This is a genomic window from Clostridioides sp. ES-S-0049-02 (assembly GCF_020658465.1).
GTDB lineage: Bacteria > Bacillota > Clostridia > Peptostreptococcales > Peptostreptococcaceae > Clostridioides.
In genome coordinates this window covers 1-26,038 of the sequence record NZ_JACVWG010000003.1, presented here as the reverse complement: position 1 = coordinate 26,038, position 26,038 = coordinate 1, and the positions used below count along the sequence as shown (strand labels likewise).

At 27.4% G+C, this 26,038-nt stretch carries 27 protein-coding genes, 1 other RNA gene and 1 pseudogene; 5 read left to right on the top strand and 24 right to left on the bottom strand.

Annotated elements, in window-relative coordinates; genetic code table 11:
* Positions 1-44: 44 nt before the first annotated feature.
* From IC213_RS08865 to IC213_RS08810, 13 genes and pseudogenes are all read right to left on the bottom strand, one after another.
* Complete coding sequence (locus IC213_RS08865; RefSeq protein WP_227863010.1) at positions 45-1,415, bottom strand: sensor histidine kinase; 1,371 nt, start codon at positions 1,413-1,415, stop codon at positions 45-47.
* Positions 1,416-1,420: 5 nt separating this feature from the next.
* Positions 1,421-2,134, bottom strand: a complete 714-nt coding sequence (locus IC213_RS08860) for a LytR/AlgR family response regulator transcription factor (RefSeq protein ID WP_227434048.1) — start codon at positions 2,132-2,134, stop codon at positions 1,421-1,423.
* Between the two features lie 183 nt (positions 2,135-2,317).
* Positions 2,318-2,446, bottom strand: a pseudogene (locus tag IC213_RS21300) (zinc ribbon domain-containing protein); the annotation flags it as partial.
* A gap of 12 nt (positions 2,447-2,458) precedes the next feature.
* On the bottom strand, positions 2,459-2,893 hold the full coding sequence (locus IC213_RS08855) for a transposase (RefSeq protein WP_413927300.1): 435 nt from the start codon (positions 2,891-2,893) through the stop codon (positions 2,459-2,461).
* 416 nt (positions 2,894-3,309) lie between these two features.
* The gene (locus IC213_RS08850; RefSeq protein WP_227482173.1) at positions 3,310-3,864 is read right to left on the bottom strand and encodes a DUF2812 domain-containing protein; all 555 of its coding nucleotides are present in this window, start codon (positions 3,862-3,864) and stop codon (positions 3,310-3,312) included.
* A 101-nt stretch (positions 3,865-3,965) separates the two neighbouring features.
* A complete protein-coding gene (zupT, locus tag IC213_RS08845) occupies positions 3,966-4,757 on the bottom strand; it encodes a zinc transporter ZupT (RefSeq protein WP_413926670.1) in 792 nt (263 codons plus the stop codon).
* A gap of 162 nt (positions 4,758-4,919) precedes the next feature.
* Entirely contained in the window at positions 4,920-6,083 is a 1,164-nt protein-coding gene (locus tag IC213_RS08840) for a M20 family metallopeptidase (protein WP_227434045.1), read from the bottom strand.
* A 63-nt stretch (positions 6,084-6,146) separates the two neighbouring features.
* Positions 6,147-7,334: a hypothetical protein gene (locus tag IC213_RS08835; RefSeq protein ID WP_227434044.1), complete on the bottom strand. Its 1,188-nt coding sequence runs from the start codon at positions 7,332-7,334 to the stop codon at positions 6,147-6,149.
* Between the two features lie 336 nt (positions 7,335-7,670).
* Positions 7,671-9,371 carry an ABC transporter ATP-binding protein gene (locus IC213_RS08830; RefSeq protein WP_227434043.1) on the bottom strand — a complete coding sequence of 567 codons (1,701 nt, stop codon included), beginning with the start codon at positions 9,369-9,371 and terminating at the stop codon, positions 7,671-7,673.
* Between the two features lie 248 nt (positions 9,372-9,619).
* Positions 9,620-9,895, bottom strand: a complete 276-nt coding sequence (locus IC213_RS08825) for a PTS sugar transporter subunit IIB (RefSeq protein ID WP_227434042.1) — start codon at positions 9,893-9,895, stop codon at positions 9,620-9,622.
* 128 nt (positions 9,896-10,023) lie between these two features.
* The gene (gene mobB / locus IC213_RS08820; protein WP_227434041.1) at positions 10,024-10,557 is read right to left on the bottom strand and encodes a molybdopterin-guanine dinucleotide biosynthesis protein B; all 534 of its coding nucleotides are present in this window, start codon (positions 10,555-10,557) and stop codon (positions 10,024-10,026) included.
* Between the two features lie 23 nt (positions 10,558-10,580).
* On the bottom strand, positions 10,581-11,762 hold the full coding sequence (locus tag IC213_RS08815) for a molybdopterin molybdotransferase MoeA (protein ID WP_227434040.1): 1,182 nt from the start codon (positions 11,760-11,762) through the stop codon (positions 10,581-10,583).
* Between the two features lie 253 nt (positions 11,763-12,015).
* Positions 12,016-12,750, bottom strand: coding sequence for a hypothetical protein (locus IC213_RS08810; protein ID WP_227434039.1), 735 nt, complete (start codon positions 12,748-12,750; stop codon positions 12,016-12,018).
* 363 nt (positions 12,751-13,113) lie between these two features.
* Between IC213_RS08810 and IC213_RS08805 the strand changes: the two genes are divergently transcribed.
* The gene (locus tag IC213_RS08805; RefSeq protein ID WP_227482171.1) at positions 13,114-14,019 is read left to right on the top strand and encodes a selenium metabolism-associated LysR family transcriptional regulator; all 906 of its coding nucleotides are present in this window, start codon (positions 13,114-13,116) and stop codon (positions 14,017-14,019) included.
* A 163-nt stretch (positions 14,020-14,182) separates the two neighbouring features.
* Here IC213_RS08805 and IC213_RS08800 read toward each other — a convergent pair whose 3' ends face one another.
* The 3 genes from IC213_RS08800 to IC213_RS08790 are packed head-to-tail and all read right to left on the bottom strand — an operon-like array spanning position 14,183 to position 17,279.
* Complete coding sequence (locus IC213_RS08800; protein ID WP_227434037.1) at positions 14,183-15,577, bottom strand: aminopeptidase; 1,395 nt, start codon at positions 15,575-15,577, stop codon at positions 14,183-14,185.
* Positions 15,578-15,596: 19 nt separating this feature from the next.
* Positions 15,597-15,806: a DUF896 domain-containing protein gene (locus tag IC213_RS08795; RefSeq protein ID WP_227863009.1), complete on the bottom strand. Its 210-nt coding sequence runs from the start codon at positions 15,804-15,806 to the stop codon at positions 15,597-15,599.
* A 27-nt stretch (positions 15,807-15,833) separates the two neighbouring features.
* Positions 15,834-17,279, bottom strand: coding sequence for a PLP-dependent aminotransferase family protein (locus IC213_RS08790; RefSeq protein WP_227434036.1), 1,446 nt, complete (start codon positions 17,277-17,279; stop codon positions 15,834-15,836).
* A 109-nt stretch (positions 17,280-17,388) separates the two neighbouring features.
* On the opposite strand from IC213_RS08790, the gene IC213_RS08785 reads away from it, so the two are divergent.
* Together IC213_RS08785 and IC213_RS08780 are read left to right on the top strand one after the other, a co-directional pair.
* The gene (locus IC213_RS08785) at positions 17,389-18,183 is read left to right on the top strand and encodes a histidinol-phosphatase HisJ family protein (RefSeq protein WP_227434035.1); all 795 of its coding nucleotides are present in this window, start codon (positions 17,389-17,391) and stop codon (positions 18,181-18,183) included.
* Between the two features lie 50 nt (positions 18,184-18,233).
* Positions 18,234-19,556 (top strand): polysaccharide biosynthesis protein, encoded by a 1,323-nt coding sequence (locus tag IC213_RS08780; RefSeq protein WP_227434034.1) that lies wholly within the window; start codon positions 18,234-18,236, stop codon positions 19,554-19,556.
* A 101-nt stretch (positions 19,557-19,657) separates the two neighbouring features.
* Here the strand turns inward: IC213_RS08780 and IC213_RS08775 are convergent, their stop codons facing one another.
* The 3 genes from IC213_RS08775 to IC213_RS08765 all read right to left on the bottom strand — a co-directional run bounded on the left by IC213_RS08775 (position 19,658) and on the right by IC213_RS08765 (position 22,209).
* Entirely contained in the window at positions 19,658-20,863 is a 1,206-nt protein-coding gene (locus tag IC213_RS08775; protein WP_227482168.1) for a hypothetical protein, read from the bottom strand.
* A 184-nt stretch (positions 20,864-21,047) separates the two neighbouring features.
* Positions 21,048-21,228, bottom strand: a non-coding RNA gene (gene ssrS, locus IC213_RS08770) — 6S RNA.
* Positions 21,229-21,345: 117 nt separating this feature from the next.
* On the bottom strand, positions 21,346-22,209 hold the full coding sequence (locus IC213_RS08765) for a hypothetical protein (protein ID WP_227863008.1): 864 nt from the start codon (positions 22,207-22,209) through the stop codon (positions 21,346-21,348).
* Between the two features lie 211 nt (positions 22,210-22,420).
* On the opposite strand from IC213_RS08765, the gene IC213_RS08760 reads away from it, so the two are divergent.
* Positions 22,421-22,822 carry a hypothetical protein gene (locus IC213_RS08760; protein WP_227434031.1) on the top strand — a complete coding sequence of 134 codons (402 nt, stop codon included), beginning with the start codon at positions 22,421-22,423 and terminating at the stop codon, positions 22,820-22,822.
* A gap of 122 nt (positions 22,823-22,944) precedes the next feature.
* Here the strand turns inward: IC213_RS08760 and ccpA are convergent, their stop codons facing one another.
* The 5 genes from ccpA to IC213_RS08735 form a co-directional block, all read right to left on the bottom strand.
* Complete coding sequence (gene ccpA, locus IC213_RS08755; protein WP_413926669.1) at positions 22,945-23,967, bottom strand: LacI family transcriptional regulator CcpA; 1,023 nt, start codon at positions 23,965-23,967, stop codon at positions 22,945-22,947.
* A gap of 247 nt (positions 23,968-24,214) precedes the next feature.
* Complete coding sequence (locus IC213_RS08750; protein ID WP_227434029.1) at positions 24,215-24,421, bottom strand: hypothetical protein; 207 nt, start codon at positions 24,419-24,421, stop codon at positions 24,215-24,217.
* 33 nt (positions 24,422-24,454) lie between these two features.
* On the bottom strand, positions 24,455-24,634 hold the full coding sequence (locus IC213_RS08745) for a hypothetical protein (protein WP_227434028.1): 180 nt from the start codon (positions 24,632-24,634) through the stop codon (positions 24,455-24,457).
* Positions 24,635-24,814: 180 nt separating this feature from the next.
* Positions 24,815-25,021: a hypothetical protein gene (locus IC213_RS08740; RefSeq protein ID WP_227434027.1), complete on the bottom strand. Its 207-nt coding sequence runs from the start codon at positions 25,019-25,021 to the stop codon at positions 24,815-24,817.
* Positions 25,022-25,068: 47 nt separating this feature from the next.
* The gene (locus IC213_RS08735) at positions 25,069-25,494 is read right to left on the bottom strand and encodes a hypothetical protein (RefSeq protein ID WP_227434026.1); all 426 of its coding nucleotides are present in this window, start codon (positions 25,492-25,494) and stop codon (positions 25,069-25,071) included.
* 171 nt (positions 25,495-25,665) lie between these two features.
* Between IC213_RS08735 and acpP the strand changes: the two genes are divergently transcribed.
* Positions 25,666-25,893 (top strand): acyl carrier protein, encoded by a 228-nt coding sequence (acpP, locus tag IC213_RS08730; protein WP_227434025.1) that lies wholly within the window; start codon positions 25,666-25,668, stop codon positions 25,891-25,893.
* Positions 25,894-26,038 lie beyond the last annotated feature (145 nt).

Sequence of the window (26,038 nt, the reverse complement as noted above, 5' to 3'; positions counted from 1 at the left end):
CATCCTTATTTTTAAGTATCAATATAGATGCCCCAACTAGTAACTTAATCGACCCAACTGTCAGCATCTTGATTCAATGGTATGCATATATTTAGTATAAATTTGTCTTTCTGATTTTCAAATAATAATTCTCCATTATACTCTTGTAAAGACGATTTAATACTTTGAATTCCTATTCCATGTACAAATTTATCCATCTTATCTGTTAACAGTATATTTTTATTAGAAATAACATTATTTGCTTTACTATTCTCACATTTAAGTACAAAAAATGATTTTGTTATAGTTCCTTTAATTCTAATATATCTATCAATATTTTCATCTGATATTTTCTCACATGCTTCTATTGCATTATCTAAAATATTGGCAAATATGCTTGACACATCTATGGGTTTTATAAAATCAACTTTTGAAAAGTTTATGTCACAAATAAATTTAATTCCCTTTTTGGCAGATATTTCACTCTTCTCATTGATTATAATGTCTAATATCATGTTTCCTGTATTATAAATAGATTTGAACTCTCTAATTTCATCTTTTAAATTATTTATATATTCATTAATTTCTTTGCCATCATTTTTAAGATTATCTATACAGCAAATATGATTGTTTATGTCATGATAAAGCTTCTTAACCCTCATATGAGATTCTTGAATACTTAAATAATGAGTATATTGCATATCTAACTTATTTTTTATTAATTCATTCTGAGATTTTAATTTATTATCTTTTATTATTTGCCTAAACAATAATATAAGAACAATGGTGCTAGCTCCTATTATCTTTGGATTTACAAAATTCTCAAAATAATATGGTTCTGAATGTAACCATCTAAACCGTTCTAATATTCTTGATATATAGACTCCAATTATATTCATGGTGTTAGCCATTAGAGCAAATAACAAATATACATAATTCCTTTTATCTTGGCTAAGCAATTTAAATCGATTATACAGAAAACTAAGTATCATATATACAAATATAATAAGTAGATTACTGTATATGTAAACCTTTATATTATCAGAATCAGATGCCAAAAGCCACTCTTTAGATGAAACAAAATTACCTGTAACTACAAAAAATAAAATTCTATCTACAACATCTTTAAAACAATCATAATAAATATTAAATAGGAAAAAGAAAATTATAAATTTAATATATCCTATGTTGTAAAAATAATTATAATATATCGCCCATACAATAAATACTACAACATCAATCAAATAGTACATATTATTAATATAATTTTCTTCTATATTAAATAATCTAGTTATTTTAACTATAATATAAATTAATCCCAATAAAGTATAAAATACTATTTGTTTGTCTTTTTTATTATCTTCTTTATAAATTAATATCCTTTTCAGAATAATAAATCGTACACATATAGATACAATTAATAATAAATCAGACATAAAATTTAACATATTGTATCACCAAGAAATTTCAAAAATTTTTCCTTAACCTCTTTATATCTATATCTACTAATAGGTACTTCTTCTCCACTTTCTAAAATAGCAATATTGGGCTTTATATTTTCTACATAACTTAGATTAACTATAAAGCTTTTATGACATCTTACAAATTTATCTAGTTTTAAATCTTTTTCTATTTTTCCTAGACTATACTTTACTCCAAAACCCTTATTTATTGTGTGTATTAACATATCTTTTTTTTGAATTTCTATATATTTTATTTCATTTAAATAAATCTTGTATGTATTAGACTTGTTCTTTATTACAATGTAATTACTTTTATTTGTTTCAATATCTTTAATACAAGTTAATATATGTTTTTTTAATTCTTCTAATTCTATGGGTTTTAACAAATATCTATAAGCTCTTACTTCATATCCTTCTTGCACATAATCTATTAAAGAGGTTATAAATATTATCTCCATTTTATTATCTACTTCTCTAATCTTTCTTGCAGTATCCATTCCATTCATTTGCTCCATTAGTATATCAAGAAGAAGTATATCTATATCTTTTAAACTCACTTTGAGTAAATCTTCTCCAGAACTATATTTTTGTATTTCATACTCTACATTAATAATTTTTAATATATTATAAAGATATTCTTCTATTAAACATTGTGTTTCTTTTTCATCTTCACAAATTGCTATCCTAATCATAAGTTCCTGCTACTCAAAATATGGTCAAATATATCCATATAGAGATTTTTCCTTTTTCACTGAACCTCGCCTTACCTAAGCGACTACGATTTTGTATAGTTCTCCAAAGGCTTAAATTCCGAAGTTAGCCCTCCGTACATATATAAGCACTCTTGAACCACGTGTGTGCGAATCAATTTGATTTTAAGCTAGCTTATATTTTTTAGTATTTTTAAGATTAATACTTGCATTTAAATCCCTATCTATAGATAATTCACATTTGTAAACTCTATCTTTGAGTTTTAAGTTTCTTTTAATCTCTCCACACTTACTACAAGTCTTTGATTATGGATAAAATCTATCTGCAACTCTAAGTTCTATGCAATTATCCTTACATTTAGATGTTAGTTTGGTTCTAAATCCATAGAGTTTTTGACTCACAATAGCTTTTGATAAATGCTTATTTTTCATCAAGTTAGAAACTGCTAAATCTTCAATTACTATATAAGATGGCTTGTTTTTCGCTATCTCGCTTATAGTTTTATTTATATAATCAGTTCTTATATTAGCTAATCTTTGATGAAGTTTTTGTACTTTGACTACTTGTTTTTGAATATTTTGACTAGTAGCTCTCCCTTCTTCTATTTTATTTCTTATTTTTAAACTTTCATATTTCCTTGAAAGTTTTATCAGTTCTCTTTTTAACCTCTTTTCAACTTCCTCATTATCTCTAATCTTTTTCTTGTATTTTCTTAATCCATATATGCGACAACTAATCATCTATTATCATTCCTTTAGCACTAGCATTATTGTCTGAGAAATTCAACCTGATTTTTAAATCATCTTTTTAATTAGAAGTTGAAACCCTTGTATAAATGTTTATAGTGTTTACTCATACAATCACACTTTTCTGTGATTGTATTATACTATATTTGATTATATTTAAATATATTTTTATTTTCTAATTACAACGCCTTATACACTTTCTTATTACACACTATTGAAATTTTTTAATTGATATATTTAAATGTGATTTTAAATATCCGATACCTTAGAATAACATTTTTAAATTATTCTTATCAATACTCAAGATTTAAATAAAATCTAAAAGGTTATAACTGATACGAATATATATAAAGAATAACATTTATTGATAAAAAAAGTGTCTCAAAGTCATTTTGAGACACTCTCCATCTTTATTTAGTTAATTTTTTAATCCTTAAGTAATACATTATTCTTCTATATAATTGTACCAAATACAAAATTAATAACATAATTTGCAATGCGATAGTACAAATATCTACTCCATAACCATTAAATAAATTTCTTATTTCAGTGAACAATAAATATATAAAAATAACTACTAAAATAGTAAATAAAAATACATTCATGAATAAAATTGATTTTACTTTGTCTTTTTTATCCAAATCACTATATAATTTAGGAGGTACATCTTCATATATTTTACTCCATACATACCATGAAGATGTACCTATAAAACTACCAATGCTTCTAAATATAAGATTCCACCCTCTATACTTATGTTTATTAAAATAATCTTCCTCAGCATCATAATAATAATCAATGGCATATTTTATTTTTCTTGGAGTTCCTTTATAAAAATAAAATATTCCTCCAAATTTACTTATCTTATATAAATTATATCCTTGTTCTTCCATATCTTCTAACCATTCTTCTATCCTATCAGGTGAACTATACCAATCAAATTTAAACTTCATTTTCTTTTCCATAAAATTCACCTCCAAAATGATATTTTTGACATATGATAATCTGTCTTAATAATTATATCATTTTGATATTAATTTTAGGTTACAATTGGATATCTAAAAATCTATTTAAATAGCAATAAACTAATAGCCATAACAACCATTCCTGCAATTAATCCGTAAATTGATAGATGATGCTCACCATATTCTCTAGCTGATGGTAATAGTTCATCAAGTGATATAAATACCATAATACCTCCCACAAGAGCAAACACAATTCCAAGTGTAGTGTCATTTAGAAAATTTCTAAGAAGTACATACCCAATAATTGCCCCTAAAGGTTCTGACATTCCAGATAAAAAAGAATAATAGAAAGCTTTCTTTTTATCTCCTGTAGCGTAATACACTGGTACAGATACAGATATTCCTTCTGGTATATTGTGTATAGCTATTGCTATAGCTATTGGTATCGCTATTGTAGCATCATCAAGCGCCGATATAAATGTAGCTAACCCTTCTGGAAAATTATGAATTGCTATAGCCATTGCTGTAAATATCCCAGTTCTTAAGAGAGATTTATTTTTTTGTATATTTTTTTCATCCAAATTTTCCATTTTCTTTATCTCATGAGGATTTTCTTCTTGAGGAATTAACTTATCAATAATTGCAATGATAGCCATTCCTGCAAAAAAAGCTATTACAGTTGACCAGCTTCCTAATTTTTCTCCCATAGACTTTGTTAGAGCTTCTTGTGCCTTAGGAAATATTTCTATCATAGATACATAAATCATAACACCAGCAGAAAATCCTAAACTTACAGAAAGAAATTTAGTATTGGTCTTTTTAGCAAAAAACGCTATACAACTTCCTATTCCAGTAGACAAACCTGCAAACAAAGTTATTAAAAACGCAAACATTATATTACTCAATTAAATCACCTTCTTATTAATTGATATTGATTATCATTTTCTTTTATAGTATCATATCTTTTTTTTATAGTCAATATTTATAGTAATTATAGACAATAAAAAAGCAGAGTATAAACTTAATCTCTGCTTTTTCTTTATAGTATATTAAATTTATTTATTTAAAAAGTCTACTGCATATTGAACATATAAGGCAGTTCCAATCTCTAAAGCATCCTCATCTATATTAAAACACCCATGATGATGAGGATAACAAGCTCCTTTAGCTTCATTTCTAGCCCCTACAAATGCCAATGCACCAGGTGCAATATTCATAAACTCAGCAAAATCCTCTGCTCCTGTTACTTTTTCAAATAGTGCTATACTTTCTTTTCCAAATAGCTTAATTACTGCTTCTGTAGCTATCTTTGAACATTCCCTGTCATTTATAACAGCTGGTGTTAAATATCCATACTCTAACTCAGCCTCTGCTCTATATGCTTCTGCTGTAGATTTTGCTATACGTTCTAAAATCGTAGGAATTTGTTTTCTAAGTTCTGGATTAAATAATCTTATTGTACCTTCTAGAACAGCTTCACTTGCTATTACATTAAATCTTGTTCCAGAATTTAAAATTCCAACACTTACAACTAGCGGCTCTAAAGGACTGACTTCTCTACTAACCATGGATTGTAAGTTCATAACTAATGCAGAACTTGCAAGTACCGCATCAACACCTTGATGAGGAAGTGAACCATGACCACCCTTACCTTTTACAGTAATTTTGAAGAAATCAGCAGAAGCCATTCTTGGACCTTCTTCAACTGACACAGTCCCACACTCTACATCACTCCAAAGATGAATTCCAAATACACCATCTACACCTTCCATAGCGCCATCTTTAATCATAGCTCTTGCACCTTTACCTACTTCTTCTCCTGGTTGAAAAAATAATTTCACAGTTCCATTAATATCATCTTTAATATCATTCAAAACCTTAGCTGCTCCTAAAAGCATTGATGTGTGACCATCATGTGCACAAGCATGCATAAGCCCCTCATTTTTTGATTTGTATTCTACTTCTGTACACTCAACAACTTGAAGTGCATCCATATCTCCTCTAAGTGCTACAGTTTTTCCTGGATTATTTCCTTTTATAGTTGCGACTACACCTGTCCCTCCAGATGATACATATGGTACTCCTATTTTATCAAGTTCTTCTTTAATTCTCTTTGATGTTCTAAATTCTTCCATACTTTTTTCAGGATTTTCATGAAATTCCCTTCTAAGTTTGATTACATAATCTTTATATCCATTTGTTATTTCTTTAATATTCATTCCAGACCTCCAAGTGTAACATATTCTTCTTATTTTTTAAATGCCTTATTTATTAATTAAAGTTTATATAAGATTTACAAAAATACCTGCTATTACTACAGAAGCTATTGTTACTGTAGTAAATCCACCAACAAGCATCTTTGGAAGCATTTTATCCATCAGAAATTCTTTTTCTTCTGGAGTTTCAGCTAGAGCCTTTACTGCTTCTTCAGTTAATATATAATTTGGTGGGAAACCATAAAGTGCTGTAAGTGAAACTGAAAACGCCATTTCCTTACTTTCACCCAAAAATTTACCTACTATAATAGAGAATATTCCCATACCTATTACACCAAATATTATAATTCCTACAAGAGGAACAGCCATTTCAGCAAGCATTGCTGGTGTAGCTTTTGCTAATCCTGCAAATATAAAAGCCATCAATGATGTCATTAACCATCCAAATGAACCAGATTTATTAAGTGGCTTTCTGTCAACTATTCCAAGTTCTGATGCTATTACACCAAATATTAAACAGATAACATATCTTGATACAACTTCATTTGTAAGATTTGTAAATTGTACTGCTAACCATGCTACAAGTCCTAATCTAAGTATTATCATATATGTTGTGTCGTACTTTTCAGGTAAATCTGGAATTATCTTAAACTTACTCTTTTGTTCAGGTACTTTTTCAGTTTCTTCTTCAGCTTTAGTTACAGTTACTTTTCCACTTCTAAAATCTGATAAAAGTCTTTTTCCTTCTTTTTTAAGCATCAATGCTGTGATAGGATAACCTGCAAATCCTTGTGCCACATACATTAAAATCGCTAAAACTGCCAAACTCGCAAGACCTTTTGCTGTAGCCGCATCTGCCATCATTATAGATGCAACTAATCCTCCTGTAAGAGGAGGTGTAGCGATTACAGCTGTATCCCATCCAAACACTAGAGTTCCTAATGCCAAAGCTCCTACACATATTCCTACTATTCCTGCTAACGCTATTACAATTGTTTTCCATTGACCTGCTAGCTCTTTAATACTCATCATAGTTCCCATATGAGTTATTAATAAAAGCATGCCTAATTGTGCTAATGGTGTCCCTAAAGCTGCTAAATCCACGATATTTTCTGGGAAAAAAGTCCAAAATCCTACTATAAATATAATTGCTGATACAAAAACTGATGGAACAAAAGCTTTAGTTTTTGCTGAAACTACATCTCCTATCGTCAGTGATACTAAAACTAGACAAAAAGCTGTTATTGCCTCCATACAAAATCCCCCCTCATAAATAAATATATTTGTATACAATGTATGTATAGTTATCCATTATTTTACTACTTTTGAAAAACATTTCAAGTCAAAATTCGATTTTTTTCATAAAATTCTATAAATTCTATAAATTAAAGTTAGTTTTCTAAATTATTCTTTTTGTAAAAACGTTATCCTGTAAATTGGCTATTTAACACTACTTTTATAAATAGAATTAAATATAATTTGCAAAAAATAAAACATAGAATACATTTTTCATAAAACATCTCATTAATATAAAATGAATTTGCTTTATGAATCTTAATATATTCTATGTTTATAAATTTAATGTATATGTTAGTTATTGTGTAATCTACTATATACTCCATTTTTATTTACTAACTCTTCATGAGTACCTCTTTCTTCAATTCCTTTATCTGTCAGTACTATGATTTCATCAGCATTTTTTATAGTAGTCAACCTATGTGCAACAACTAAATTTGTTCTATCTTTACTTAACTCTTCTAAGGACTCTTGAATTTCTCTTTCTGTTACATTATCTAAAGCGGAAGTAGCTTCATCCAATATTATTATTGGAGGATTCTTTAAAAAGATTCTTGAGATTGAAATTCTTTGTTTTTGTCCCCCAGATAATTTTACTCCTCTTTCTCCTATATAAGTATCATATCCATCTGGCAAAGTTTCTACGAAATCGTGTATTCTAGCTTTTTTTGCAGCCTCAATCATCTCTTCATCTGTAGCACTAGGATTTCCACAAAGAATATTATCTCTTATAGTTCCTGTAAATAAAAATACATCTTGTTGAACTATACCTATATTTTTTCGCAAAGATTTTAAACTTACATCCCTGATACTTTTTCCATCAATTTTTATATCACCTTTATCAAACTCATAAAATCTTGGCAATAAATTACACAATGTAGTCTTTCCTCCACCAGAAGGACCTACTAAAGCTATAGTTTTACCAGCTTCTATAGATAAACTTAGATTATCTAATACTTGGGTATCATCTTCATATGTAAAAGATATATTTTCTATCTCGATGTTACCTTTTACATGTTCAAGTTCAACAGGATTTTTAGCTTCTTTTTGATGGTCCTGTTCCATTATCTCTATGAATCTTTTAAAACCTGTCATACCATTTTGATATTGTTCTGTAAAGTTTATCAATTTCTTCATAGGTTGTATAAACATCTTTACATATAATATATATGCAGCAAAATCACCTAAAGTAATTTTCCCAAGATAAGTAAAGTATCCACCAGCTATAACAACTACCCATTCCAAAATATCCATATATAAATTCATACCAGAATAATATTCTGCCATTACTTTATAAGAATCTTGTCGTGCTCTCCTAAATAATTTATTACTTCTTACAAACTTATTTAATTCTTCTTTTTCAGTACAAAAAGACTTAGTTACTTTCATTCCAGCTATGCTATTTTCTAAAGTTGCATTTACATCACCTATAGTAACTCTACTTTTCATAAAGGCTATATTCATCTTATCTTTTTTTGTTATAGCAAACCAAATTATAAATGGCAATATAGCAAAAATTATAAGAGTAAGAGGAATATTTATATCTATAAGTATAAAGAATGAACCAACTAACATTACTATAGAAATGAATAAATCTTCAGGACCATGATGTGCAAGTTCTGTTATATCCATTAAATCATTTACTATTCTAGACATAGTTACACCAGATTTATTATTATCAAAATAAGTATTTGGAAGCCTCTGTAAGTGTGTAAATACCTCATTTCTCATATCAGCTTGCATATCTACACCAATGACATGTCCCCAATATTGCATAAAATAATTAAGCCCTGCTTTTGCTATAAATATAAGTATAAGTACAACTGCAAAAACTACTAGCATTCTTAAATTTTTATTTGGAACAATGTCATCCATTATATTTCTAGTTATCATAGGATAAACTAAATCGCATAAAGAAAATAAGAACGCAGCTATAAGGTCTAATGTAAAGATTTTCTTATATGGTTTATAATATTTGACAAATTGTTTTATCATAAGTTTTAAATCCTCCTTTATCAATACGTCTAAAAAATACCCTTAAATTAGTATAACATAACACTAATTTTAAATCTTTTATAAAATTGCAATTCAAAAGAATATGTTTCATAAAATTGAATACTTATTTTATATAATCATATATTTAAAATACACCTAAAAAGAGCCATATCTATGTAAATAAAATTTTACAAGATACAACTCTATATTTAGTACTAAATATTTTTTATAACTGTAAACTCAAAAACTTATTTTAAAGCATCCAATATTTTCTTATCTAATGCAGCAGTATTTATACCTGTTATGTATGCTGTTGCTTTTATTGCAGGTATATCATAAGTTGTTGGCAATATAGTAGTAGATACTATCAAATCAGCACCTTCTTGTTTTGTTGCACATTCAGCAATTTTACATTGTATAACTTCTGCTTGTATGTTATTTTCTTTAACCAATCTTTCTACTTTGTCGCAAACTACTGTTGATGTTGCAATTCCTGCTCCACATGCTACTAATATTTTTTTCATATTATCCTCCTACGATTTCTATAATATTTTATAATTCAAAATACGATTTTTATAATTAAATAAATTTCTCATATCTTTGTTTATATATAAATAATTATACCATTTTATATCAAAATAATATCTTAAAATTATTCTTTTAATATGTTTTTTATTTCACTATCATTTAATTTTAAAGTATTATTTTTTATACAATATTCTATGTACTTTGATACATTTTTATAGTCATTCAAACTAAACTGCTTAATATTTAAATCATATTCTATGTCACTTATAATACCTATCAAATCAGATTTATTTGATAAAATATCCTTATACTTATCCTTTCTAGTTACCTCTAATCTTTTAAATCTATAATTTTTATATCCTTCTATAATAATCAAGTCCATATCTTCATAAAACTTAATCATTTTATATAGTGGATTTTTATCTTTTAACTCTTCAATATATGCTAACCTCTTATTTGATATTATACAAACTTTCCTCGCACCTGATTTTCTATGTTTATAAGTATCTTTCCCTTCCTCATCTATCTCAAAATCATGGCATGTGTGTTTGATAACTCCAACATTATACCCTTCTTTACTTAATTCTCTTACTATACCTTCAATCAACGTAGTTTTACCTACTCCTGAATAAGAGACAATTGATAATACATTATACATAAAACCATATCCCCTTCATAAAACTATATAACAACAACATCTACTAATTGATTTTCTTTTATTATTTCTCTCTTTTTTATCTTAATCATGCAATTGCTTCTCAATGTTGCAGATAATCTAGCCTTGGCATCTTTTTTATCATTTAATGTAACATATAATTTACCTTCATCTGTATATAATTTTCCACTTACAAATCTATCGTTATTTGAGACTTTGTTAAATTCTCCTTTAAATATAGCTTTTATATAATGATTGCTGTCCTTATATGTTAAATACTCAATCACAGGAACAACTACATTATCAAATACCACAATTGCCGCATGTGGATTGCCAGAAAGCCCAAACAATATTTTTTCTCCCAATGTAGCTACATAACAAGCTCCTCCAGGTTTAATATTTATCTTCCAAAACAATTCTTTTGCTCCTATGTTTCTAAATACATCTGGTATTAAATCTTTATCTCCAACAGATACACCACCTGTAGTAATTAAAAAATCTACAGTTTCTAGCATATCCTTTACTTTTTTTTCTAACTCCTGTATATCATCAGTACAATTACATATTGTATCTGCTTGTATTCCAAGCTTTAAAAGCTTTGAATATAATGTATATCTATTGCTATCATATATTTTGCCATCCTCCAAAGTTTCATTTATATCTTGTAATTCTGTTCCTGTATTTAAAATACCAACTTTTAAATCATCATATACAGTTAATTTAGATATTCCAAGACTCGCTAATACTCCTATACCATCATACCCTATATTTTGATTTTTACTAATAATTAATTGACCTTTTTTTATATCCTCACCTTTAAATATATAATTGTCATATTCCTTTAGTTTTATATTTAAAGTTATCATGTCTTCTCTAGTTGTCACATCTTCTTTCTTTACTACACAGTTTGCTCCCTTTGGAATTTTTCCACCAGTCATTATCTTCACTGCTTCATTTTTATTTAATATACCATCAAACACTTCTCCTGCATATAATGTTCCTATAACCTTTAAATTTTTATTTTCAGAATTTGCATCATATGCATAACCATCATATGGTGACCTGTCAAATGGAGGACTATCAATTGTTGAATATATATCTTCTGCAACTACTTTATTTACTGCTTCTATAAGATTAACTCTCTTAATCCTACTTATTGGTATAACATTTTCTTCAATAATTTTTATGGCATCTGCTAATCCTATCATTTTAAATACACCCCAATATATTTTTTATTTAAAAACATCCTTAATGTAGTATAATTGTAAATTGCAATAAATCATTTTAGCTTATATTTAATTATAACTAATTGTTATCTATAATTGCAGTTTAAATTTAATAAATCTTATAAAATTATCATTAATTGTATTAATTTCAATTTTATACATTTTATAAAAAAAAACTGCTTCAAGTTAGAAATTTACTTCTACCTTAAAACAGACTTGTATGCTTTAAAATTCATTATTCTAATAAAGCTCCTTTTATTATTTTTACAACTTTATCACTCTCAATAGTTTTTATAGACTTTATTTTATTATCTACTATACTTATTGTAAGTATTTCTTTGTCTAATAATTTATTATCTTCTTTTAATCTATAACTCTTCACTACCCTATTTCCTTCATGGTTATATGCTGTTAAATTATAATTGGCATTACCCACGATTTCATTTATCCTAGATTCTTCAACTCCAATATACTCTCCCAAGTCAATGTTTTTATATTCCTCCAAGGATACAGCTGATTTTTCATTATCATTTGTTTCAATCATAATACCATAACTTTCATCTATAGCTGTTATACTTTGTGATGAAAAGGAATTTGTTTCAACATTAACAACTTTATTTTTATTAATGTTAATGTATAAAGCACTTCCATCTAATTCATTGTTTCCAGTATATTTAGGGTAAACTAATGTCATATAACTTGATGTATTTATATCTTGCATTGTATTTGATTTTTTTAAATTCTTATTTTTTATATAATAAATTGTGTTATAAGGTATTCCCATATTTTTTATAACATATTTATAATCTTTATCCATCATTTCATTAACATCATTTTGAACTTTTGTCATAGTTTTTTGCTGTGTTGCTTTACTTGCTACTTGATTTTTCTCTTTAGTAGTTTCTTTATGACATCCAACAAGTACAATCCCTAAAATAGTTACACAAACTAATGACCTTTTTAACTTCATAAATCAATCCTCCTTTCTTAAATTTTATAATATTTATCTATATCTCATTGTGTGATTATCTTTTTTTTCAATAATTACGTTTATTATTTTATAAAATAATTATATAATATTTATTTAAATTTAATAAGATTAAGAAGCTATCTGTAATTTTTTTGTAACAAAACACATTTTAAAGTTGAATTTTGAAAATTCAATTTACAAGATACTTGTGGTAAATATCCTTATAACATTATACCAAATTATTCCTAAACAATCAAAAACTCCATAAACATTTTAAGGTTTTCTATTTCAAAAAATCACCTTTAACTATTAATTTATCAAATATGTTATAATAGTTTTAGATAATTTAAGGAGGATTAAATAATGGATTTTAAACAACTTGAAGTATTTGTTGCTGTTGCAAAACATCAAAGTTTTTCAAAAGCTGCAAGAGAACTTTTTTTAACTCAACCTACTGTAAGTGCACACATACAAAATTTAGAAAGAGAGTTAGAAACTGTACTTATAAACAGAAGCAACAAAGTTATTACACTCACAAAATCTGGTGAAATTCTTTATGAGCATGCCATATATATATTAAATAACTGCAAACGTGCAATTTATGATATAAAAGAATATTCAGGTAAAATAGAAGGTATTATAGATATAGCATGTAGTTCTATACCTGAAACTTATATTCTACCTGATTTTATGAAGAATTTTTCTATGAGTTATCCAGATGTAAAATTTTCCATAAGCCATTATGATTCTCAATATGCTATATCAGAAATTTTAAATGAACGGATAAGCTTTGGATTAGTTGGTTCTAAAATTAACAATCCTCAAATCGAATATCTAGACTTATTAGATGATGAACTTGTACTTATTACTCCTTCAGATTTTAAAATTGATAACAATAACAATTACATTGATATAGAAGAATTGGCTTCTGTCAATTTTATTATGAGAAAAGAAGGCTCTGGTACTAGAAATTTAATACTAAACACCCTTAGCAAAAATAACTTTCCGGTAAACAAATTAAATGTAATAGCTCATGTAGAATCAAATGAAGCCATTAAAGAAATGGTTAGATTAGGCCTTGGTGTATCTTTTATATCATATATTTCAGCTATTGATTATCTAAATGCAGGCAAAATAAAATGCTACAAAGTAAAAGATGTTGATTTTACAAGAAAATTTTTCTTTATTTATTCTAAAAAGAAAACTTTTTCTCCATTGGAAGATAAATTTCTAAACAGACTATGTGAGTACTTTGAAATCATAATATAATAATTTTAATACACGACACTCAAATTTAAATTATAAGCTGTTAAATAATAAATAGAGTAGTATTATACTATGTTCATTTAATTAATGAGCATAGTATAATACTACTCTATTTACTTATTACTTATTACTTATTACTTATTACTTATACTATTGTATATTAAACTTATAAATTTATATTAAAAAACGATTTATATCCTTTGTACATTTCATATATATCTACTTTAGAAACAATCTCATGCGGTGCATGCATATTTAAAACACCAACACCACAATCTATAACCTCTGCACCTTGATTTGCTAAGATATAGGCTATTGTTCCACCTCCACCTTGGTCCACTTTACCAAGTTCAGCAGTTTGCCATACTACATTACCCTCGTTAAAAATTCTTTTTACTTCTGATATAAACTCAGCATTAGCATCATTACATCCACTCTTACCTCTCGAACCAGTATACTTATTTAAAACTATTCCATTTCCCATATATGCAGAGTTTCTTTTTTCATATGCCTCATCAAAATTTGGGTCATATCCAGCTGCAACATCAGCTGATAATACTTTACTATTTGCTAAAGCTCTTCTTACCTTAATATCACAGTAATCGCCTTCTAAAGCTATTAACTCAGCCACAGTATTTTCAAAAAACTTTGAATGCATACCTGTATTTCCTTGGGAGCCAACTTCTTCTTTGTCTACACATAATGTAACTGAAGTAAATTCTGGTTGTCTAGTCTCTAGTATAGCTTTTACAGCAGCATATGAACATACTCTATCATCATGACCATATCCTAATACCATTGACCTATCAAACCCCAAATCTCTTGCCTTCCCAGCTGGAACTACTTCAATCTCAGCGCTTAATAAATCTTCTTCAACTATACTATATTTTTCATTTAAAATTTTTAATATATTTGCTGTTATAGGTTCTTTTTCTTCGCCATCCAAAGGCATATTTCCAATTAATACATTTAAAGCTTCACCACTGATTCCTTCTGACAATTTCTTTTGCATTTGGTTTCCAGCTAAATGAACTAATAGGTCAGTTACACAAAACACTGGGTCACTGTCTTCTTCACCAATAGATACATCCACCTTTGTACCATCATTTAATATAACTACTCCATGTAAAGCAAGAGGAATAGCTGTCCATTGATATTTTTTAATTCCTCCATAGTAGTGAGTCTTAAAAAAACCTAGATTAGCTTCTTGATACAATGGGTTTGGTTTTAAATCTAATCTTGGAGAATCTATATGACTACCTATAATCTTCATACCTTTTTCTATATAGTTTTTACCTATTACAAAAAGTGCCACTGCTTTTTCTTTATTTATAGCATAAATCTTGTCCCCATGACTTACACTTCCATTTTCCATAGCTTCATCTATTGAAATATAACCATTTTCTTTAGCCAATTTTATAATTTCTTTTACTGAAAGTCTTTCAGTTTTTGATTTACTTAAAAAATCCATATAATTGCGAGCATATTCCATAACCTGTTCAATAGCATTCTCTTTTTTTTCAATTTCCCATGCATTCTTAAATTTATGCTTTAAGTCCATGTTTTCCTCCTATTAAGTTTTAATTTTTATTATTTTTCATATATTGTTCATATTCTTCTGGTGAGACTACTTTAACACTATCAAGTCTTGATTTAAAATGAGCTCTAAAATTTTCTAAATATTCCTTTCTTAAAATATCCCTTTCTTTGATTTCATCATCAGAAAGAGCTCCCTCTTTATTTTTCTTTGCTAATTCATTAATCCTATCTAATTTCTTCTTGTCAAACATTTTTTCCTCCTAAAAAACTTCTATTTATTAATAAAATAATTTATTACTTTTTATATCTAACTTATTTTTATATTCACAGAAAAACTCTTCTATATTATCACTTATTATAGATATTCCCTTTTCTAACTCTTCCATACTTGGACGAGCTATATTTATTCTAAAAAATCTATCATCCACTAGATTATCAAAAAAATAAGTCCCTGGAAGCATGGATACTCCTTTATTTAACATAAAACTTGTAAAGCTTTGTGATGTATACCCTCTTGGCAATTCTAAAAAAAAGTTTATACCTCCACAAGATTTTCTAACTTTTAATTTACCACTCAATTTATCATTAATCAAGTTTTTTGCTAACTTGTACTTATCAGTATATATCTTCTCTATATGACTTAGATAATTCTTCCAATTGAAATTCTCCATATAGTAATACATTGATTTTTGAATAAGACCTGGTGTTGATATGTCTGATGAATATTTAGCCCACAAAACTTTTTTTAATAATTCATTTGGCATTTCTACAATTCCTATTCTTAATCCTGGCATAAGTATTTTTGAAAAACTCTTTATATATACTACCCTATTTTTATCATCATAGCTCCTGACTGTCCTATTATCCTCTGAATCAAATATAAAATCACTGATAAAATCATCTTCAATTATATAAAAATCATGCTCTTCTGCCAATTCTATTAGCTTCTTTTTTTTATATGTAGAATAAGATATACCTGTTGGATTTTGAAAATTAGGCATAATATATATAAGTCTTGGTTTTATTTTTTCCAATTTTAATTTTAAAATACCTATATCAATTCCATCATCTAACATAGGTATAGATATTATTTTTGCACCTCTACTTTTAAATACTTCAATTGCTCCATTGTAAGAGGGTTCTTCCATAAAAACAACATCAGAATAACTTATAAGCCCTTTACAAACTATATCTATACCTTGCTGTGCTCCTGAGATTATTTGAATGTTTTCTTTAGTAGTATTTATATTTTCATCACTTAAATACTCTACCATCTTTTCTCTTAACTCCTCAGAGCCTAGCCCTTCATCGTAATCAAATATTGAACTTCCATCTTTAGATAATGCCATGTTTACAGCATTTTTAAATGAATCTATAGGAAACATATCATTAGATGGATTTCCATTATCGAAATGAATTAAATCATCTCTTTGTCTAATATTCTTGTTTTTCCCTTTATCTATACCATTTTTATAAGAATTTGAATTTGATACAAAAGTTCCACTTCCTATAATTTTATATACATATCCTTCATTTTCCAAAAGCTCATATACTTTAACTATAGTAGTATTATTTACATGTAAATAATCTGATAACTTTCTTATTGGTGGAAGTTTTTCATGCTCAACTAGTTCTTTGTTTATTATTAACTGCTTTATATGATTAAATATTTGTATATATTTAGTTGACTTCCTTTCACTTAAATCTATTTTGTATTTTTCCACATTTATCACCGCTTATTGTTTTTATATTTTATTGATGCCTTAGCATATATTTGATATTATTTAGTATGTATATATAATACCAAAATTTTTATAAAAAGGGGAAATATTTATGTTTTACGACTATCACATGCACTCAAGTTTCTCTACTGATGGAAAATCTACAATGGAAGAAATGATAAAAAAATCTATAGACCTTGGTATAAATGAAATTTGTTTCACAGACCATGTCGATTATGATGTTTATGCGGATGATTCTTTTTCGATTGTTTACGAAGATTATTTTAAAAGTCTAGAAACTCTTAAAAATAGATATAAAGATAAAATATCAATAAAAAAAGGGATTGAATTTGGAGTTCAAACTCAATTAATAGATACATATAGAAAAGAAGCTCATCAATATCCATTAGATTTTATAATATGCTCTATTCATGCTATAGATAAAATGGATTTATACCTTGGTAGCTATTTTGAAGGTAAGACTCAACATGAGGTCTATGAGAACTACTACCTTTATTTGTATAATATTGTTAAAAACTACAAGGATTACTCTGTTTTAGGTCATTTAGATTTAATTAAAAGATATGCACCTTATGATACCATCCTAGATGACAGACTATTTTCAGATATAATTGAAGAAACTCTCAAGCAAGCTATCTATGATGGTAAAGGTATCGAAATAAACACATCTTGCTACAGATACAACCTGCCAGATTTAACTCCATCTAGATATATCCTTCAGATGTATAAAGATTTAGGAGGAGAAATCATAACTACAGGCTCAGATTCACATCATGTAAGTCAAGTTGCATATGAATTTGATTACATATATTCATTACTAAAAAACATGGGATTTAAGTATGTATCTAAATTTAATAAAATGAAACCAGAATTTATAAAATTATAAATTTTTACACCTCCTTATGAATATATTTAAAAGATAAGGAGGTGATTTTTTTGAAAGTACCTTATTTAGTACTATCAACAGTTATTTTATTTATGTCTAACTTTGTCGTAAGAATATTTGGATTTTTATATAAAATATTCTTATCAAGAGCTTTAGGCGAAACAGGTCTAGGTATATATCATATGATTTTTAACTTTTTAATGATTTGTTTAGCTGTTACAACAACTGGAATACCTACTGCACTTAGTTGTCTAGTTGCAAAAAGAAAAGCTTTAAATGATAAGCACAACACTAATGCTTTGTTTATATCAACTTTATACATATCATTTTTTGTAGCATTAATTATATCTATAGTTGCATCTTTCAATAGTTCTTTTTTATCACTTAAGTTTCTAAAAGACCCTAAATTGAACTTATTTATACTAGCAGTTTGTCCTGCCATAGTTATAATAACACTTTCAAATGTACTTAGGGGGTATTACTACGGCATAAAGAACGTAAAAGTTCCTGCTATTGGACAAATTATTGAACAGATGGGTAAAATTCTATTTGTTTTTTTACTCGTTATGTATGTAAATGATAAGTCTATGAATTGTTATATTGCTCTTTTAGGTATATCTATTGGTGAATTGAGTAATATCATATTTATGCTCATATGTTTATGTCGAGATTCTTCATTTGACAATAAATATATTATAAGTATAAAAGATTTTTATAATTCCTCTATGGAAACATTGAAAATGTCCATACCTATAACTTGCAATAGAATGTCAAATATACTTTTACAATCTATTAGCTCTATGATGATACCATCAAGATTAGCATTATCAGGCATGACTTATCAACAATCATTAAGTATGTATGGTGTCGTCAGCGGGATGGTAATGCCATTTATATTTTTACCATTTACTGTTGGCTCAGCACTTATTGTAAATTTGATACCTACTATATCACAAGAAATGGCTTTAAGAAAACGTAAAAGTGTCCTAAAAAAAATAAAGTATTCTGTACTCCTAACTTTATTTGTAGGTATACTATCATCAGTGTTTTTTTATTTCTTTGGAAAAGATTTATGTATACTAGTATTTAAAAATAAACTTGCTGGAGAATATTTAAAAGCTATGTTTTTAGTACCACTATTTATGTCACTAAATCAAACACTATCTGGTATTTTACATTCAATAAGAAAAGAATTAGCTTCAAGTATAAACACTATCATTGGTATGTTAATTCAGCTAGTAGCTCTATATGTATTTCTTCCCATTCCAGGACTTAATATTTATGCATACATATACACAATGACAATAGTATCAATATTTACTTGTTTATTACATACTATAGTACTTTTTAAATCTATAAAATCTATACATTAGTTATAAATAACGTGAAGGCTACCAATGTAAATCATCTACTATTGGTAGCCTTCCTTAAATGATTTTTATTTATAATTTAAACTGTCTATATATCTACCTATCTATCTGTGGCAACCTGAATTTCCACTTCCATGATTAGGTCCACATTGCGAAAAATCACATACTTTAGAGAAAGTATCAACAAGTCTTGGTTGGATTGGGTTTGGTGATGCTAAAACTACTATTTGTTCACTTATTAATGTGCTAACTGTTTCTTGTAAGCAAAGTACTAAATCTATATCATTTGGTATAATTAATTCATACATAGGTTCACAACATTCATTACATTCTAATTTTAATATAGATTTTCCTATACAATCTACAGTTAAGTTAGTTTGGTATTCTTGTCTTAAAGTGACAGCTCTTCCGTCAGCTGGCAAGCATATTGGTGCTGAAAGTGTGTTAAAAGTAAATTCTACAAAATCAACTCTTCTCTTACATCCACCTCCTGCTCTAACTGCTGGGAAAGCTAATGCAACGAATTCTGTACATCCACATCTACCTCTTAGTTCTAATACTAGATTACGAACTGCTACAGTTAAGCCTCTTTGTTTATAAGCTACTGATTTGCCTTTTCCTTGTCTACAACATTCAGCGTTTCTTTCTCCACATACTGCATATTCAAAAGTTGTTTCACAGTTTCTTCCTATTATATCTCCTAATGGATCTAAATCGAAATCTTCTAAAGTTGTCATTCCTGTGTCTATAACTATTCCATCATTACTTAAGCATATTTTATCTATAGTTACACTTGCTCTACCTGCACTTGGAACTGAACCAAATACTTCTACTACTTCTGTTTCAAAAGTTAATGGTTCTCCATTTGGTCCAGTTGCATCTGTAAATGTTTGGAATTGCATAGTATCAAAAATTCTATTAGCTTCTATTGCAAATGGAACTGCATTTGCTACAGAAAAGTTTCTTGGAGATATAGGATTACAGCAGTTTGGTCCACATTTGTTTTCAAAACATTCATCTGAATCCATTTGGCATGGTTCACAATCACATTTACAATTATCATGGCATCCACAATTGTCATCACATGGATTAGGTTTGCATGGATTAGGTTTACATGGATTGCATGGATTAGGTTTACAATCATCATGACAATCACAATTATTATCATTGTTACATCCATTATGATGATGTGATTTTTTGAATCCTCTCATCTCATCTGAACTTATTTCATCTGTATACACTTCTTCTTCATTCATTGTAGACATTGGCTGATTTAGCATTCTTCTTTTATTTTTTTTGTAATCTTGCATTTTTCATTGCCCTCCCTGTAAGCGATTCTTATTAAGTCTTCGGCTTTTTATAGCCTAATTAATACTATGCACTTATAATCCTAATTGTTACTTAGCTTTTTAAATTTATCAATAATTAGGTATATTTGGTAGAAAAATGCATTTTAATAAAAAAAAGTACTACTATTTAAAATAGTAGCACTTTTTTTGTCCCGAAACACCGGTGGCTAAGTAAATTCACACCCTAGGCACTCCCAGGTGGGTGACTTGCCAGTAACCTTTAACGTCCAAACTAAACAGGCATGTTATAATTTACTAGACACGGTCTCCCGTATTTCATTTGTAGGTTGAATTTAAAAAAGCCTTATCGTATGTTTCAGGATTTCATATTATTATTATATAATAAATTTTGAATTTTTTAAAGTGGTTTTATATAGTAATTAAGATAATCTTATTCTAGTATTACTTTTTCTTCCTTTTCTCTTTATGTATTTAGTTAATTATTACTTTCTCTTAGCTTTACTTCTAGTATTTTTTTCATTACGATTATGTTCATGCTTTTGTTCATTAACATCATATAATTCTTCATCATATACTATATTTTCATCATTTTCTGCATACTCATGGTCTGTTTCTTCATCTTCTGTTAATTCTTCTTCATTATCATCTATCTCATCTTCATATGTTGACTCTTCATCTTCTTCATTATTATCTTCATATTCATCATCATCATTATTACTATCATCACCTCTTAAAAGATTTCCTAGCAGTTTAAGATTATTCATACTACCTAGATTATTTATATTTGCCAAAGAACTTAAACTAAATCCACCTTCACCAAAATCATCAGGTAAAAACAATTCTGCAAATAAATCTATCTTTTTTTTCATTCCTATAGCCTTTTCAACAGAATTTTTTCTCTTTTCTGGAAATACATCTATAATTTCTTTTATCATCATATTTTTTTTGTCTTCACTATCCATTTTTCTAAAAAAATCTGTTTCCTCTTCAACATCTACCACATCTATATTGTTAAGTTTCTTTATGCCTCTAACTAAGTCTAAAATACTTTCTATTTTTACTAGTATTTTCCTTTCATCTCTTGACATGTATTTTTTAGTTCTTGTTATTATTTCCATTCCCATTTCTAGGTCTTCTTCACTCAAATCCATAAGTCTTAGACCTCTTTTTATATCATTTGCATCAAACCTTAAAGTTTCATGTATAGCTTTTGATAATTTCTCATTTGAATTTTTTTTGTTTTTTCTGGCTCTATTATTTTTCTTTGATTTATCTTTATCATCAAATATAGAGATATTACCATTACTCAATGCAATCACTCCAATCAAAAATAGTAAGTTATTCAAGACAATTCCCCCTTATATTATATAATTGCCCTATATTAAAGTATGTTTTTCATATTTTAATGTTCCATTTTTAAAGCTCAGTGCATATATATTATCTATAAGAATTTTTATTTATATTATATATCACTCACAATTCACCACTTCAATATTATTTCTATATATAAATAGTATGAATATAATTCAATATATATTTATAGAAAGGGGTTTTTTTATGAAAAAAATAGATACAGATTCATTAGAAAAGATGGCTAAGCAAAAAAATATTGACAAAGATAAGATAGAAAAGATTGCTGATAATTACAAAGGGAAATCAGAAAGTGAACTTATGGAGGAACTTATAAAGATAGGTAAGAACCTAGATGGAAGAGAGGAAGTAGTATCAAAATTCAAAGCATTTTTAGATGACAATCAACGTAAAAAATTAGATACTATAATGGATAAAATATCAGATGCAGAGACTCAAAGAGATACTAAACCTGCTAAAACTAAAAAGACTAAGCAACCAACTAAAGGTAAATCAAATACACCTGCACCAAAAAATACACCAAATAATCAACAAAAAAAATCTAAGAGTATATTTAAGAAAACTAAAAAATCCAACCCTCATGAATAAACAAAAATAAACTACTTTTAGGGCTTAAAGTTATTATTTTTAACTAAAATATTTTAATTGCATATTATTTAAACTAAAAATCAGGTAGTGTTTTAAACACTACCTGATTGACTTTAATAACTTTATTTCTTTCTCTCTATAACACTTTCTCTATCAACAATTTGATAAGGTAATTCTATTTTCTTGTTTTCAATTAATTCTTTATTGATTAATTTAATAACCATTCTTATTGCTACTGCTCCCATATCATATAAAGGCTGATAAACTGTAGTAAGCTTAGGCCTATACATCTTAGCTATCTTAACATCATTAAATCCTGCAACTGATATGTCTTCTGGAACCTTATATCCAGCATCACAGATAGCATTTATAGCTCCTATAGCAGCCTCATCACCCGTAACAAAGGCTGCATGAGGTATTATTCCTTCATCCAATAATTCTTTCATACTATGGTATCCACTTTCATAATCAGTTCCACCATATTTGATTAAACTCTTGTCCAACTCTATATTATTACTTGAAAGTGCTTCTTCGTAGCCTGAAAGTCTTTCCATTTCTAAAACAGTATCATCTTTACTTGTCATTATAAAAGCTATCTTTTCATGACCTTTCTTTATAAGATGTTCTGTCATATCAAAAGTAGCTTCTTTATTACTAGTGCTCACTGTGTATATATCATAATTTCTAGCAGTTTTACTTATATATGTTGCTGGTATACCACAATTTTGTATATAGTTGATATGCTCTTGTTCAACTACCCATGAAATCATAACTATACCTTCTACTTGTTTTGCTCTTAATAGATTTATACTCTTTAACTCTTGTTCTTTATCAGAGTATGTATTAGCTAAAAGAATATCATAATCATACATTTTAGCAACTTCTTCTATTCCATTTAATATCTCATTAACAAAAGAATCTGAAACTTCTGGAACTATTACCCCTATTAATTGACTCTTTTTAGTTACTAAGCTTCTTGCAAGTGGATTTGGAATATATCCAGTTTCTTTTATAACCTCTAAAACTTTTTGTTTGACTTCATCAGTCACAGGTTTTGAATCATTTATAACTCTAGATACTGTAGATATTGACACGCCTGCTTGTTTAGCAACATCTTTTATCGTTATATTACTTTTCATTTTCATCCTCCTAATTTTGCTAAATTTATCTAAATCTGAACCAAATTTATACAGGTTCTTATTTTAACTATATTTATATAAGTTCTTATTTTACCATAAAAGCAAGTACATTTAAATACATTATATTTTATATTATACCCTATATTCAACAATTTTAATAATATTCATTCTTAATTTAAATTACATTAAAAAATAAAATAAAAAAATGCTGGTATAAAACATACCAGCATTTTTTCACTTTAACAGTTTAGTTTTAGCAGCCGCAGCCACAACCATCATCACCATCAAAGAATCCACCACATGAACAAGTTATTAATAATAGTATTAAGAATGGTATCCATGACATTATATCGATATCTCTCCAACAATCTTCAAAAGCTAAAAATAGGAAGAATAATACGATTATCCACCATCCTCCCCCACCAAAACATCCATCGTTTCCAAAAAATCTATCTAACATAATAAACTCCTCCTTTTTTAATAATTACTACTCTTATTCTAAGCATCCACTACAGCAGCAAAGTATTAATAAAACTATTAAGAATGGAATCCATGCCATTATGTCAAATTCTGCCCAGCTCTCTCCAAAAGCTAAAAATAGGAAGAATAGTACGATTATCCACCATCCTCCTCCACCAAAACATCCATCTTCTCCAAAGAATCTATCTAACATTCCACGTTACCTCCTGTTGATATTTTGTTGAGCTTTTCGCTCCTAACATATACTATGCATTTGGTTTCCATTTTGCTAATGTATTTTTATTATTTTTTTATTTTTTTTATCTTAACTAAAAAAGGCAAAACCATAACTTGTATAAGTTACTGGCTCTGCCTATTTAATAATCAATATTTTTTAGCAACAACAACCATCATCGAAGTTAAATAACAACAATACTATTAATATAACCCATATCCATATATTGTCATCGCATAATAAGTCTTCTAAAATGTCTGTACATAATAATAAGAATACTATAACTATTATTATCAACATTTTATTACTAAAAAATCCTTCGCATCCTCCAAAGAAACGTTCCATATTGTCTTCTAATTTTGTCATAACTAATCCTCCTTGAATCATTAAGAGACTAACTTTTGTCTCTTTAATTAAATATATGTAGTAATAGACAGATAAGTTACTTCTAAAAAGTTTTTATTGATTAATTTATTTATTTCTTTTTCTCCCAGTTTATTGTATCTATCAACTTCATCTAAATAATCCTTTTTTTCTTCTGATATAGTATAAATTAAACTTTCTATTGATTTTACTTTGTATTCTTTATATCTTTCTATCAAGAAGGATGTTTTTGAATTTTCTATGCCTTTCTTTACATGCATTAATCTTGATATATAATCGTCCTTTTCATTAGATACATAGCTTTCCTTCTCTGCTACATCTTCAAGAATTAAATTGGTTTCCATTACATAGTCCTCTATTCGTTGCATATCTAAAGTTATTGAATTATAATAAAAATTTACTGCTATAAGTAAAAATATTCCTACAGATGTTAGTAATAAGCCTACATATTTCATAGCATTTCCTCCTAAGTTATATTTGTTATCAATAAAGTTTATTCATCAAATAAGACTTTATTACTACCTTTATAAAATTTTATTTTTTTTTACTAATTGCATATTGAAAAATTTTTGATATTATATTAAACTAACATTAAAATTAATTAAAACTGCTGTAGGAGGCTTAAAATGTTTGAAAAAATAAAAGAAATAATAGCAGAACAATTAGGGTTAGACAATTTAGATGAAATAACTATGGAAGCATCTTTAATGGAAGATTTAGAAGCTGATTCATTAGATGCTGTTGAGATTATAATGGCTCTTGAAGATGAATTTGGTATAGAAATACCAGATGAGGAAGCTGAAAACTTTAAATGTATTGGTGATATATGTAAATATATCGAAGAAAATAAATAACATCATTTTGTCTACAAATGAGACTGTAAATTAATTTGTGCTTTTAAAGATAATTTCTACTTTATAGCAACAATTATTTATTTACTATTAATATTTCCCAATATATGAATTTTATTCTAATAAATTGTAAAAAATATATACTGGG